Raw genomic sequence first — 11,964 nt, 5'->3', positions numbered from 1 at the left:
TGGTCGGCGAGATCGACCTGGATGTGGTCCTCGGGTCCGGCGCCCCACGGGCACTCCTCGGGAAAGGGATGCCGCGAACAGGTCAGGACGCGCCAGCCCGCCGAGGAAAAGCGGATCACGGTGGCGTGCCCGATGCCGCGGCTGGCTCCGGTCAGAAGCATCGTGCGCCGCGGGCCGTGGTTGGTTGGATTCGGCATAAAGGTCCTTCAGACGTTCAGGTACTACGGATAAAGCCGCGTCTTCGACCACGCCTGGTCCGGCGCCGCGCGAGCGAATTCGATGCGGTCGTGCAGGCGGAACGGGCGGTCGTGCCAGAATTCGAACCGTGCGGGCTCGATGCGCCAGCCGCTCCAGCCCGACGGCCGCGGCACTTCGCCGACGATGTGCCTGGCCGCGACCTTGGCAATGGCCTGCTCGAAGGCAAAACGGCTCTCCAGCGGCTGCGACTGCTTCGAGGCCCAGGCGCCGATCTGGGCCTGCTTCGGGCGGGTGGCGAAATAGGCGTCGGCCTCGGCGTCGGTTACCGGCGACACGTTGCCGCGGATGCGGACCTGCCGGCGCAGCGATTTCCAGTGAAACAGTAAAGCCGCCTTAGGATTTGTGGCGAGTTCGCGGCCTTTTTGACTGGCGACATGGCTGTAGAAGACAAAACCGTCGGCGTCGTAGCCTTTCATCAGCACCATGCGCACGTCGGGCAGCCCGTCGGCGTCCACGGTCGCCAGCGCCATCGCGTTCGGATCGTTCGGCTCGGCCTTGACGGCCTCGGCGAACCATTCGCCGAACAGCGCAAACGGTTGCTCGGCCGCGGTGAAATCACCTGATGTTAACGGTGTCGGGTGTTTGATGGAGGTTGTGTCGGTCATGTCAGGAGTTCCGAGTTGCGTCCGCCCGCGTCCCAGAGCGCGTTGCAGTCCCCATGTAGGCTCGCCCTATATAAGACATGGGAACGCATTGGCCTACCGGCGATCAGACCGGCGGGCGCGGTGGTGACGTTGATTCTGATCGGCCTCGGCTCCGGGGGCTGCAGCCTGTCCCGCGGCGACGGCGCCTTTGCCAGAATGGAAGACAAGGACAGGGAAGTGACGGGATCGATCGGGCCGGCGCAGCCGTCGGTGCCCACCGAGACCGATCTGGCCTTAGCCCGCACCGCCGCCTCCGACGTGCTGACCAAGGGCACCAAGGATTCCAGCCAGCCCTGGGAAAATCCCGAAACCGGCGCCCGCGGCTCGGTGACGCCGCTGGCGCAGGCCTATTCGTCCGACGATGGCCGGATCTGCCGCGATTTCCTGGCGAGCTACGTCAACGGCCGCTCCGAGAGCTGGCTGCAGGGCGCCGCCTGCAAGGCCGGCCATGGCCGCTGGGAAATTCATACGCTAAAGCCGTGGCGGCGGGGGTAATCCCCGTTGCAAAAATACCACGGGCACCCCAGATGAAGTCTGAAGCGGGCCGGCGGCCCGCAAGCTATGATCTGAGTTCTGATTTCCCCAGAGGAGACGAGACGGATGCGCGACCCCTATGAGGTCTTGGGGGTGCCGCGGGGCGCCAGTGCTGCGGCGATCAAGAGCGCCTATCGCAAGCTCGCCAAGAAGCATCACCCCGACGCCAACAAGAACGATCCGAAATCGCAGACGCGTTTCTCCGAGCTGAATTCGGCCAACGAGATCCTCGGCGACGAGGACAAGCGCAAGCAGTTCGATCGCGGCGAAATCGACGCCGAGGGCAAGCCGCGCTTCCAGGGCTTTCCCGGCGGCGATCCGCGTAACCGCGGCGGCTCGCCAGGCGGCTTCGAGAGCCATACCTTCCGCGGCGGCGGGGGCCCCGCCGGCGGCGGTTTCGAGGATATTCTCAACAGCATGTTCGGCGCTGCCGGACGCGGCGCGCGGCCGGGACCCGGCGGTACTTTCGAGTTCGAGACCGGCGGCATAGGGCTCGATCTCGATCTGTCCGTCGCGATGACGGTGTCGCTGGAAGAGGCGGCGAACGGCATCGAGAAGCGCGTCCGGTTGCCGAGCGGCAAGGAACTCAATGTCAAGGTGCCCGCCGGCGTGATCGCCGGTCAGCAGATCCGGCTGAAAGGGCAGGGCGAGACCGCGCCCGGCCACCGGCCCGGCGATCTCCTGATCACGATCTCGATCGCGCCGCATGCCTTTTTCAAGGTCGACGGCAGCGACTTGCGCGTCGACCTGCCGGTGACGCTGTATGAAGCGGTGCTCGGCGACAAGGTTCGGGTGCCGACGCTGGGCGGCGCGGTCGAATTGTCGATCCCGAAAAACACCTCGAGCGGCCGGACCTTTCGCCTCAAGGGCAAGGGCCTGCCGAAGCCCGGCGGCGGCAACGGCGACCTGTTCGTCACCGCCCGCATCGTGCTGCCGGACGGGAACGATGCCGAGCTCGAGGCGTTGATGCAAAAGTGGCGCGACGGACACAAATATAATCCGCGCAGCGATATTACCTGAGCAAACCACACCGAACGAAAAGGGTGCGGCCTCGACCGGGGGACCAGCGCGGTACAAAAACCCCAGCCGAGGCCGCTTCGCGTCGATCGGCGGATCGAACGCCCCTCACCATCGCGTGGTCACCCGGTGCGATTTTGAGACGCGCCGATGACTTGATTCCAGATTTTCGGTGTCGGAATTTGGACGGGCATCGCCGCGCCGTCACCCCCCGTGCTTCTCGGTGGCGTCGTAGACCAGTCGCGCCACCTGGGTCAGGCGGTCGCGGTCGCTGCTGCCGCTGACCACGAAGGCGACGCCGCGATCGGCCCAGAACAGCGCGCCGTCCTTTTCCTGCGTGGCATATCGCATCTGCGTCGTCTCGGAGGTCGCCTTGGCGGCGTAGACCGTAAAACGCTCGCCCGATGCGCTTTCATACATCAGGAACGAGGCGGGCCCGTTCGGACCGGGCAACAGCCTGCCGCCGACCAGTTTTAATCCTGTGGCGTCGAGCTCCGGTGCGAACACCACCCAGCCGCAGCGCTTGGTCAGCCATGTCTGCAGATGCGCGCGTTCGTTGCCGGGCACCTCGACCGGATGGCGAACCTCGACCACGTAAAGCCGGTGTGCGATCAGCGCCTCGCGCGTCACGCTCTGGAATGCCGACGGCGAAGCCGCCACGCCATGCGCCAGCCAGCCGGCGCCGCCGCCGCCAATGAACGCCACCAGCGTCGCTGCGATGGCGCCGACCATCCAGTGGCGCGGCGCTCGCACCAGCCGCTCGATTTCCAGCCGCTTCGGCACCGGCTCGTCCGCGACGGAGTCGTAGCGCGCATGCAGCGCTTCCGCCATCGCGCGCCAGGATTGCACCCGTTCGGCATCGTCAGGATGCGCCGCGAGCCATGCCTCGACATCGCCGCGCCGCTCCGGCGGCAGCTCATTGTCGATATAGGCGTGCAGTTCGTCTTCGGTAACGGGAATTTTCGGCTCGGTCATTGTCGTTGTCTCTTCTTGGTCGAAATGTTCTCGGCTTCTCTCGGAATTTTTCTTCGGATTGCATGTACAGATAACGCCATCACTTCACCCGCCGCAGCGCCGGCCGCTCGCCCTCGAGGGCGGCCTTGACATGGGCGCGGGCGCGAGCGAGGCGCGACATCACGGTGCCGATCGGCACGGCCTGAATGTCGGCGACCTCGCGGTAGCTGAGCCCCTCCAGCATCACCAGCAGCAGTACCGAACGCTGTTCCTCGACCAGGGTGGCGAGCGCGCGGGCGATGTCGCGGCCCTCGGCCTCGGTGCCGCTGGCGTCGGCATTGTTGTCGAGCAGCGGCATGAATTGCGGCCGCCGCGCAAGCGAGCGTCGCCGGTTCTTGTTGAGGTTGGTCAGGATGGTGTAGAGCCAGCTTCGGATATCGCCGCCGAGAAACAGCTTTTCCGACCGCAGCGCCCGCACCAGCGTGTCCTGCACCAGATCGTCGGCGATGTCGGCGTCGCGCGCCAGCGCGCGCGCATAGCGGCGCAGCGCCGGGATCATGGCTTCGACGCTCTGACGAAATGCGGTCATTGACAGAGATCTCGGGTTGCCGCGGCGGCGCCCAACCTCGCGCCAACGCCCATCACATCATAACACCGAAATGCCGTGACTATTCCGGCTGTTAAGGTTGCGGACCAAACCGGCGAATCCGGCGGTGGATTAGGGCTATACCAGTTGGGGTCGCTGGTGTACCTCCAGACCTGATCCCAGAGGTCGATTGGAAACCTAAATGTCGCAAAATGCAGGTCTCATGAAAGGCAAGCGCGGAGTGATCCTCGGCGTCGCCAACAACCGCTCGATCGCCTGGGGCATCGCCAAGGCCTGCCGCGCGGCGGGCGCCGAGATCGCGCTGACCTGGCAGGGCGACGCGCTGAAGAAGCGGGTCGAACCGCTGGCCAGGGAGCTCGACGGGATCACGCTCGGCCACTGCGACGTCACCGAACCCGCCACCATCGACGCGGCCTTCGCCGTGCTCGCGGAGAAATGGGGCAAGATCGATTTCGTCGTGCACGCCATCGCGTTCTCCGACAAGGACCAGCTCGACGGCCGCTATCTCGAAACCACCGCCGACAACTTTACCAAGACCATGCTGATCAGCTGCTACTCGCTGACCGCGATTGCGCAGCGCGCCGAAAAACTGCTGACCGACGGCGGCTCGATCCTGACGCTGACCTATTACGGCGCCGAGAAGTGGATGCCGCATTACAACGTGAGGGGCGTGGCGAAGGCGGCGCTGGAGGCCAGCGTGCGCTATCTCGCCGCCGATCTCGGCGAGAAGAACATCCGCGTCAACGCGATTTCGGCGGGCCCGATCAAGACGCTGGCGGCGTCCGGCATCGGCGATTTCCGCTATATCCTGAAATGGAACGAATATAATTCGCCGCTGCGCCGCACCGTCTCGATCGAGGAAGTCGGCGACAGCGCGCTGTATCTGCTCTCGGACATGTCGCGCGGCGTCACCGGCGAAGTACATCACGTCGATGCCGGTTACCACGTCGTCGGCATGAAGCGCCCGGACGCGCCGGATATTTCGCTGGCGAAGGATTAGTTCGAGCGTCCCATGCCTGCGCCTGTCATTTACTACATTCGCCATGGCGAAACCGCCTGGAATGCCGCCGGACGCTTCCAGGGGACGCAGGATATTCCGCTGAACGATCTCGGCCGCACCCAGGCCGCGGCAGCCGGCGGCATCCTCGCCGGCCTGATCGCGCGCCATGGTCACGCGGCGTCCGCGCTGCCGTTCGTCGCAAGCCCGCTCGGCCGCGCGCGGCTCACCATGGAACTGGTGCGCGAGACCCTGCGGCTGCCGCCGGATGGTTACGACCTCGACGACCGGCTGCGCGAGATCGCCTATGGCGAGTGGGAAGGCCTGACGCTGCCCGAGATGGAGCGGCACGACGCCGCCACGTTTGCGTCGCGCCTGGCCGACAAATGGAGCGTCGCCGCCCCCTCGGGCGAGAGCTACGCCAGCGTCACCCTGCGGATGCGGGAATGGTTCGATTCCCTGCAAGGCGATACCGTCACGGTTGCCCATGGCGGCACCATGCGGGCGCTGATGGTGGCGCTCGGCATCGCCACGCCCTCGGAGGCATCGGAGATCCCGATCGGGCAGGGCGTGGTGTACGTGTTCCGCGAGGGCAAGCTGACGAAGCATGGGTGATTTCCTCCCCTCTCCCGCTTGCGGGGGAGGGTGCCGAGCAAAGCGAGGCGGGTGGGGGCTCTCTCAGCGAGTCCCGCCGCTGAGAGAGCCCCCACCCCAGCCCTCCCCCGCAAGAGCGGGAGAGGGGGCGCACTGTGCGTGCCGTGCCGGCGTGGTTAACTCAGGTGATTTGACCCCTCGAACACCGCGCGTTACGACAATCCGCACAGCTGCGGAAAATACAAAATGTCCTTCAACACCTTCGGCCACCTGTTCCGGGTAACGACCTTCGGCGAGAGCCACGGGATCGCAATCGGCTGCGTGGTCGATGGCTGTCCGCCGCTGTTGCCGCTGACCAACGAGGACATCCAGCTCGATCTCGATCGCCGCCGTCCCGGCCAGTCGCGCTTCACCACCCAGCGCCAGGAGCCGGACGCGGTCAAAATACTCTCGGGCGTGATGGCGCATCCGGAGACCGGCGTGCAGGTGACCACCGGCACCCCGATCGCGCTCCTGATCGAGAACACCGACCAGCGCTCGAAAGACTATTCCGAGATCAAGGACAAGTTTCGCCCCGGCCATGCCGACTTCACCTATGAGGCGAAATACGGCCTGCGCGATTACCGCGGCGGCGGTCGCTCCTCCGCGCGCGAAACCGCGACCCGTGTCGCCGCCGGCGCCATCGCGCGAAAAATCCTGCCCGGCGTCACCGTGCGCGGCGCGCTGGTGCAGATGGGTCCGCACAGGATCGATCGCGCCAAATGGGACTGGGACGAGATTGCGCGCAACCCGTTCAACTGTCCCGACAAGGACAAGGCCGCGTTCTTCGAGGGCTATCTCGACGGCATCCGCAAGAGCGGCTCGTCGATCGGCGCGGTGATCGAAGTGGTCGCCGAAGGCGTGCCGCCCGGCCTGGGCGCGCCGATATATGCCAAGCTCGACGCTGAACTGGCTGCAGCCCTGATGAGCATCAACGCCGTCAAGGGCGTCGAGATCGGCGCCGGTTTTGGCGCCGCCGAACTGTCCGGCGAGGAAAACGCCGACGAGATGCGTACCGGCAACAACGGCACCCGTTTCCTGACGAACCACGCCGGCGGCGTGCTCGGTGGCATCTCCACCGGCCAGCCGGTGGTGGCGCGCTTCGCCGTCAAGCCGACCTCCTCAATCCTGTCGCCGCGCCAGACCGTCGATCGCAGCGGCCACGACACCGGCATACAGACAAAAGGCCGCCACGATCCCTGCGTTGGCATCCGCGCGGTGCCGGTCGGCGAAGCCATGATGGCCTGCGTGCTGGCGGATCAATTTCTCAGGCATCGCGGGCAGGTGGGCGGGTAGGGCGCGCTCACTAACGGCGCCCTCCCTCACACCATCCCATCCGCGATCTTCTCCGCCGCCATCAGCGTCGGAAAATTGGTGTTGGCGCACGGCACCACCGGGAAGATCGAGGCGTCGACCACGCGCAGGCCCTGCATGCCCTTGACCCGGCCCTGCGTGTCGACCACCGCCATCGGATCGTCGGCGCGGCCCATCCGCAGCGAGCAGGAGGCGTGCCAGACGCCGATCGCCGCCTTGCGGACGAAGGCTTCCAGCGCCTCGTCGTCGCTCATCACCTGCTCGAAGGTAAAGCCCTCGACGATGAAATTGTCGATCATGGCGTGGCGCAGCGCCGCCGGGCCGTCCATCAGCAGTGCGGCGATCGAGGTGAGGACCTTGTTCTTCGTATTGACCACGCCGATCTTGCGGACGCGGTCGGTGTAGGAAGCCGGAAACGGCTTGTCGGTGACCGCCTGCAAAGGCGCGCTCATCTGCATCGCCGCCATCTTGCGAAAGCCGCTCATCAGGCGGTCGAGGTCGCGCTTGTCGGACAGCAAATTGAACTCGACGATCGGCTCGGCCTGCGGATTGCGCGAGGCGAGTTTGACCTGTCCGGTTTCCGAATAGGTCTTGTTGACGAAGGTGAGCGCCGAGGCGATCTGTTTGCCGACCGCATGCCAGGCCGACTTGCTCAGCACGGCGACGAACATGTCGCCGGCAGGCGTGCCTGCCAGTCCCGAGGAGTAGCGCAGCCCCATCTGGATGTGGCGGCGGGTGTGCTCGTTCATGCGCGCGCCGCGGCGGACGTAGGACGACAGCGCGATCGAGGGATGATCCATCAGGCCCTGGCCGACGCCGGCGAGGCCCATCAGCACGGGAATGCCCATCTCCCGGAGATGCCCGACCGGGCCGATGCCGGCGCGCAGCAGATGCGCCGGCGAATGGATCGCGCCGCAGGACAGGATGATCTCGCGGCCGCGGAACTCCTGTTCCTGTCCATCGACCAGCGCCTTGACGCCGACGCAGCGCGTGCCCTCGAACAGCAACTCTTTCACCACGGTATTGGTCGAGATCGTCAGATTGCTGCGCTTGCGGGTGTCGCGATCGAGATAACCCATCGCCGCCGAGACGCGTTGTTCGTCCTGGTTGGAATGCGTCACCGGAAAATAGCCGTCGACGAACTCGCCATTCTGGTCTGGCAGATAGGCGTAGCCGGCGAGCTTGCAGGCTTCACCCATGGCCTGGCTGTGCTTGGTCCAGTGCTCCCTTGGAATGCGGCGCACCGGGATGCGGCCGTCCTTGCCGTGCAGCGGCCCGTCGCAATCGAGGTCGCGCTCGACCTTCTTGAAGTAGGGCAGCACATCGTTCCAGCCCCAGCCGGCGGCGCCGCGCGCCTGCCATTCGTCGTAATCGGTGGGGGCGCCGCGGTTGGCCATCTGGCCGTTGATCGACGAGCCGCCGCCCAGCACGCGCGCCTGCTCGTACTTGCGCAGCGGCGGCCGGTTCTCTTGCGGATTGTTGTGGCTGACGATCTGGGTATGGACCTTGAGCTCGGTCCAATGGAAACGCGGGTCGAAATAGGCCGTGCCGGAATAGCTGTCGGCGATTTCCGGCGGTTCCTTGCCCGGCGGCGTGTCCTGGCCCGCCTCGCACAGCAGCACCTTGTTGGAACTCCTGGCCGAGAGCCGGTTGGCCATGACCGATCCGGCCGAGCCACCGCCCACGATGATGTAGTCGTACACCGTGCATTTCCCCTGTTTGTTGGACCCACGCTAGCACGCCCGCGGGCCGATGTGGCCAAAGCAAGAATCGGCTGCGGAACTGGAAACCGCGGAGCGCGTTCCCCGACTGTGCCCCCAACGGAGGAGGCCCCCGAACAGAGGAGGAAAGCAGACCATGAAACGCACCTTGTTGACCTTGGCCCCATTGACCCTGGCGCTTCTGGCCGCCGCCGGCACCGTCGGCGCCCAGACCGTCACTCCGCCGTCGGTCGGTTCCGGAACCGTGACGACCCCGTCCGTGAACCCAGGCGCCGTGACGACTCCCGCCGTTCCCGGGGCGCCCGCCGTCGGCGGCGCCACGATCATGCCGCCGGGCACCACGTCGGGCGGCGCGACCACGCCCAGCGTCACCCCGCCGTCGGCCACGGTGCCCAACATTGCCAACCTGCCGGCCACCAACGCGGACGGTTCGGCCGGCGCCCAGGCCCGCATCGAGGCCGATGGCTACAGCAATGTGCAGGGGCTGACCCACGGCACCGACGGCAAGTGGCGCGGCCAGGCCACGCGCGGCGGCGCCCGTGTCGGCATCACTGTCGATGCCGAGGGCAAAGTCGCCACCGAGTAGGGATTCATCCGCAACAAGCATCGATCGCCTGCCTCGTCGCAAGACGGGGCGGGCTTTCGGCGTTGCCGGCGTCGGTGAAGCCTGCAATCGTTTCGAAACGCTGCGCGGGAGGTTTCGTATGCCGGACATCACAGCCGCAAACGCCGACATCGCCACACCTGAACTCATGAAGTCGATTTCGGCGGCCTTCAACAGCCGCGACGTCGACCGCATCGTCGCCTGCTTCACCGACGACGCCACCTTCTGGCTGGCGCGCGGGCCGGAGCCGGTCGGCCGCACGCTTCGCGGCAAGGCGGAAATCCGCAAGACGCTCGCCGACCGCTTCAAGGTGATCCCCGACATGCGCTGGGACCACAAGGAGTACATCTACGCCGGCAACCGCGCGATCTCGGTCTGGACCGTAAAAGGCAAAGGCGCCGACGGCGAGGAGCTCAACTACCAGGGCTGCGACATCTACACATTCCGCGGCGGCAAGATCTCGGCCAAGGACACCTACTGGAAGATCGTCGAGCAGAAGGATCGCCTCTGATGGCTCTCGATCTGGTGATCCGTGGCGGTACGGTCGTCGACGGCTCCGGCAAGAAGCGCTTCACGGCCGACGTGGGCATCGCCGACGGCAGGATCGTCGAGGTCGGACGCATCAAGTCGGTGGCCGCGCGGATCATCGATGCCGATGGCCTGATCGTCTCGCCGGGCTTCATCGACGGCCACACCCACATGGATGCCCAGGTCGCCTGGGATCCGCTGGGCACCTGCTCGTGCTGGCATGGCGTCACTTCGGTGGTGATGAGCAACTGCGGCTTCGCCCTGGCGCCCTGCAAGCCCGAGGACCGCGACTGGTACGCGCGCTGCCTCTCGGCGGTCGAGGATATCCCGACTGCGGCGATGGCCGCCGGCATCGACTGGACCTGGGAGACCTTCCCGGAATATCTCGCGACCGTGGAGCGCCTGCCCAAGGCCATCAACTACGGCATGTACATTGGCCATTCGGCGCTGCGCATGTATGTCATGGGCAGGCGGGCGCTTTCGGAGAAGGCTACCGAGGACGACATGATCCGCATGGCCGCCGCGGTACAGGAGGCGCTGCGTGCCGGCGCCATGGGCTTCTCCAGTTCGCGCGCCTCCACGCATGTGACGCCCGACGACACCCCTGTGGCCAGCCGCATCGCCGAGTGGGAGGAGATCGATCGTATCATCGCTGCGATGGCCGAGCTCGACGCCGGCATCTTCCAGATCGGGCCTGACATCGCGAGCGGCGCGGCCCACCGCGCGTTCCTCGCGCGCTTGCGCCAAGTCGCTCTCGCCTACAAGCGGCCGATCATGTTCGGCGTACTGGCGACCAAGCAAGGCGACGATCCGACGGGTTGGGCCTACCAGACCAAGTACATCGATGACACCGTTGCTGCCGGAGGCCGCATGTTCGGCCAGGGCACGACGCGGTCGATCAATGCGATCTTTTCGCTGAAATCCTACCTGCCGTTCGACGTGCTGCCGGCGTGGCGCAAGGTCCGCGATCTGCCGATGGACGAGCAGAAGCGGCGGCTGGCCGATCCCGCGGTGCGGCGCGAGCTGGTGGCGGCCGAAGAACGAATGAAGCCGCGTGACAATGTTTTCCAGGGAGGCGGGGCCGCGACCACGGATCCGCGCAAGCCGGACTATGCCAACCTGTTCGCCATGAACGGCGTCGACTGGGACGATCCGACGGTCGAGCAACTCGCCCGGGCGCGCGGGCAACATCCGGTCGAAGTCATGATCGACCTGTCGCTGGCCAACGAGAACCAGGTCTATGTCCAGCCGCTGGTCAACGAATCGCCGGACGACGTGCTCGGCATCCTGAAGCACGACCGCACGCTCGCAACCTTCTCCGATTCCGGCGCCCATGTGGCGCAGGAGATGGGCTCGTCGCTGCAGACGCATCTGCTGAGCTACTGGGTGCGCAAGCGCGGCGCCTTCACGCTCGAGCAGGCGGTCAAGAAGATCACCCACGACAATGCCAAGGCGTGGGACCTCGACGACCGCGGCCTCGTGCGCGAGGGCTATCGTGCCGACCTCGTGCTGTTCGAGGAGAACGGCGTCCGGCCGTGCCTGCCGACGGTGGAAACAGACCTGCCCGGCGGCGCCCGCCGTTTGGTGCAGAAGGCCGAGGGCATCAAGGCCACGCTCGTGAACGGTGCCGTGGCGTTCGAGAACGGCGAGGCGACCGGGGCTTACTTCGGCCACGTTCTGAAGGGCAAGCTGGCGTCATGAGCCGGATTTTCCTCGCTCTCGCCTTGATCCTTGCGGCCGGCGCCGCTTCGGCCCAGACCAAGCCCAATCCGGCCGGCACGATCGGGAGCGCCGACGCCAAGGTCCGCCTGCAGACGCTGGGCTACAAGGACGTCCATGACCTGCGCCGCGGCGCCGACGGCCACTGGACGGCCAAGGCGACGCGCGGCAGCATCGAGAAGTCGGTGACGGTCTCCCCCCGCGGCCCGGTCGTCGCCCGCTAGCTCAATTCCTTTCGGACGATCGCCGCTCCAGCGGCCAGGGACCTCAGCTTTCCGAAGGCCGTCGCGCGCGGCAGGTATTTCATGCCGCAATCGGGCGCCGGCAGCAGCTTGTCGGGCGACATGTATTTCAGGCCGGCGCGGATGCGGCCGGCGATCTTCTCCGGAGTCTCGATCTCGGGATCGTTGAGGTCGCTGACACCCAGCATGACC

The 11,964-nt window shown here is 66.3% G+C and carries 14 protein-coding genes and 1 pseudogene; 9 read left to right on the top strand and 6 right to left on the bottom strand.

Annotation, left to right across the window (positions count from 1 at the left end; all coding sequences use genetic code 11):
* Positions 1–197: SDR family NAD(P)-dependent oxidoreductase (locus tag Q8N40_RS00480; protein WP_305710411.1), on the bottom strand; the 197-nt coding region annotated here is incomplete at its 3' end.
* Positions 198–221: 24 nt separating this feature from the next.
* Complete coding sequence (gene pdxH, locus Q8N40_RS00475; RefSeq protein ID WP_305318174.1) at positions 222–863, bottom strand: pyridoxamine 5'-phosphate oxidase; 642 nt, start codon at positions 861–863, stop codon at positions 222–224.
* A 123-nt stretch (positions 864–986) separates the two neighbouring features.
* Between pdxH and Q8N40_RS00470 the strand changes: the two genes are divergently transcribed.
* Both Q8N40_RS00470 and Q8N40_RS00465 read left to right on the top strand, forming a co-directional pair.
* Entirely contained in the window at positions 987–1,397 is a 411-nt protein-coding gene (locus Q8N40_RS00470) for an RT0821/Lpp0805 family surface protein (protein ID WP_371135580.1), read from the top strand.
* Between the two features lie 105 nt (positions 1,398–1,502).
* Positions 1,503–2,456 carry a DnaJ C-terminal domain-containing protein gene (locus Q8N40_RS00465; protein WP_305710410.1) on the top strand — a complete coding sequence of 318 codons (954 nt, stop codon included), beginning with the start codon at positions 1,503–1,505 and terminating at the stop codon, positions 2,454–2,456.
* 201 nt (positions 2,457–2,657) lie between these two features.
* On the opposite strand, the gene Q8N40_RS00460 is transcribed toward Q8N40_RS00465, so the two are convergent.
* Positions 2,658–3,428 (bottom strand): anti-sigma factor, encoded by a 771-nt coding sequence (locus tag Q8N40_RS00460; protein ID WP_305710409.1) that lies wholly within the window; start codon positions 3,426–3,428, stop codon positions 2,658–2,660.
* Between the two features lie 79 nt (positions 3,429–3,507).
* Complete coding sequence (locus tag Q8N40_RS00455) at positions 3,508–3,996, bottom strand: sigma-70 family RNA polymerase sigma factor (protein WP_305710408.1); 489 nt, start codon at positions 3,994–3,996, stop codon at positions 3,508–3,510.
* Between the two features lie 199 nt (positions 3,997–4,195).
* Between Q8N40_RS00455 and fabI the strand changes: the two genes are divergently transcribed.
* From fabI to aroC, 3 genes are all read left to right on the top strand, one after another.
* Positions 4,196–5,014, top strand: a complete 819-nt coding sequence (fabI, locus tag Q8N40_RS00450; RefSeq protein ID WP_305710407.1) for an enoyl-ACP reductase FabI — start codon at positions 4,196–4,198, stop codon at positions 5,012–5,014.
* Positions 5,015–5,026: 12 nt separating this feature from the next.
* Positions 5,027–5,626, top strand: a complete 600-nt coding sequence (locus Q8N40_RS00445; protein ID WP_305320303.1) for a histidine phosphatase family protein — start codon at positions 5,027–5,029, stop codon at positions 5,624–5,626.
* 225 nt (positions 5,627–5,851) lie between these two features.
* Positions 5,852–6,940, top strand: coding sequence for a chorismate synthase (gene aroC / locus Q8N40_RS00440; protein ID WP_305710406.1), 1,089 nt, complete (start codon positions 5,852–5,854; stop codon positions 6,938–6,940).
* A gap of 26 nt (positions 6,941–6,966) precedes the next feature.
* Here the strand turns inward: aroC and Q8N40_RS00435 are convergent, their stop codons facing one another.
* On the bottom strand, positions 6,967–8,661 hold the full coding sequence (locus Q8N40_RS00435) for a GMC family oxidoreductase (protein ID WP_305710405.1): 1,695 nt from the start codon (positions 8,659–8,661) through the stop codon (positions 6,967–6,969).
* Between the two features lie 175 nt (positions 8,662–8,836).
* On the opposite strand from Q8N40_RS00435, the gene Q8N40_RS00430 reads away from it, so the two are divergent.
* The 4 genes from Q8N40_RS00430 to Q8N40_RS00415 all read left to right on the top strand — a co-directional run bounded on the left by Q8N40_RS00430 (position 8,837) and on the right by Q8N40_RS00415 (position 11,754).
* On the top strand, positions 8,837–9,265 hold the full coding sequence (locus Q8N40_RS00430; RefSeq protein WP_305710404.1) for a hypothetical protein: 429 nt from the start codon (positions 8,837–8,839) through the stop codon (positions 9,263–9,265).
* A gap of 118 nt (positions 9,266–9,383) precedes the next feature.
* Complete coding sequence (locus Q8N40_RS00425; protein WP_305710403.1) at positions 9,384–9,794, top strand: nuclear transport factor 2 family protein; 411 nt, start codon at positions 9,384–9,386, stop codon at positions 9,792–9,794.
* Complete coding sequence (locus tag Q8N40_RS00420) at positions 9,794–11,512, top strand: amidohydrolase family protein (protein WP_305710402.1); 1,719 nt, start codon at positions 9,794–9,796, stop codon at positions 11,510–11,512. Before Q8N40_RS00425 ends, Q8N40_RS00420 begins: the two co-directional genes overlap by 1 nt.
* Positions 11,509–11,754: a hypothetical protein gene (locus Q8N40_RS00415; RefSeq protein WP_305710401.1), complete on the top strand. Its 246-nt coding sequence runs from the start codon at positions 11,509–11,511 to the stop codon at positions 11,752–11,754. The genes Q8N40_RS00420 and Q8N40_RS00415 overlap by 4 nt, the downstream gene beginning before the upstream one ends.
* Here the strand turns inward: Q8N40_RS00415 and Q8N40_RS00410 are convergent.
* A pseudogene (locus Q8N40_RS00410) lies at positions 11,751–11,964 on the bottom strand (5-methyltetrahydropteroyltriglutamate--homocysteine methyltransferase); the annotation flags it as partial. The gene Q8N40_RS00415 and the pseudogene Q8N40_RS00410 sit on opposite strands and share 4 nt — an antisense overlap.

The organism is Bradyrhizobium sp. (genome assembly GCF_030693485.1).
Lineage (GTDB): Bacteria > Pseudomonadota > Alphaproteobacteria > Rhizobiales > Xanthobacteraceae > Bradyrhizobium.
This window is presented reverse-complemented; position numbering and strand designations above follow the sequence as displayed.

What these genes read in the sequence shown, in the direction of transcription:
- pdxH (WP_305318174.1), bottom strand. Translation starts at nt 863, where the DNA reads ATGACCGACACAACCTCCATCAAACACCCGACACCGTTAACATCAGGT.
- Q8N40_RS00465 (WP_305710410.1), top strand. Translation starts at nt 1,503, where the DNA reads ATGCGCGACCCCTATGAGGTCTTGGGGGTGCCGCGGGGCGCCAGTGCT.
- Q8N40_RS00460 (WP_305710409.1), bottom strand. Translation starts at nt 3,428, where the DNA reads ATGACCGAGCCGAAAATTCCCGTTACCGAAGACGAACTGCACGCCTAT.
- Q8N40_RS00455 (WP_305710408.1), bottom strand. Translation starts at nt 3,996, where the DNA reads ATGACCGCATTTCGTCAGAGCGTCGAAGCCATGATCCCGGCGCTGCGC.
- fabI (WP_305710407.1), top strand. Translation starts at nt 4,196, where the DNA reads ATGTCGCAAAATGCAGGTCTCATGAAAGGCAAGCGCGGAGTGATCCTC.
- Q8N40_RS00445 (WP_305320303.1), top strand. Translation starts at nt 5,027, where the DNA reads ATGCCTGCGCCTGTCATTTACTACATTCGCCATGGCGAAACCGCCTGG.
- aroC (WP_305710406.1), top strand. Translation starts at nt 5,852, where the DNA reads ATGTCCTTCAACACCTTCGGCCACCTGTTCCGGGTAACGACCTTCGGC.
- Q8N40_RS00425 (WP_305710403.1), top strand. Translation starts at nt 9,384, where the DNA reads ATGCCGGACATCACAGCCGCAAACGCCGACATCGCCACACCTGAACTC.
- Q8N40_RS00420 (WP_305710402.1), top strand. Translation starts at nt 9,794, where the DNA reads ATGGCTCTCGATCTGGTGATCCGTGGCGGTACGGTCGTCGACGGCTCC.
- Q8N40_RS00415 (WP_305710401.1), top strand. Translation starts at nt 11,509, where the DNA reads ATGAGCCGGATTTTCCTCGCTCTCGCCTTGATCCTTGCGGCCGGCGCC.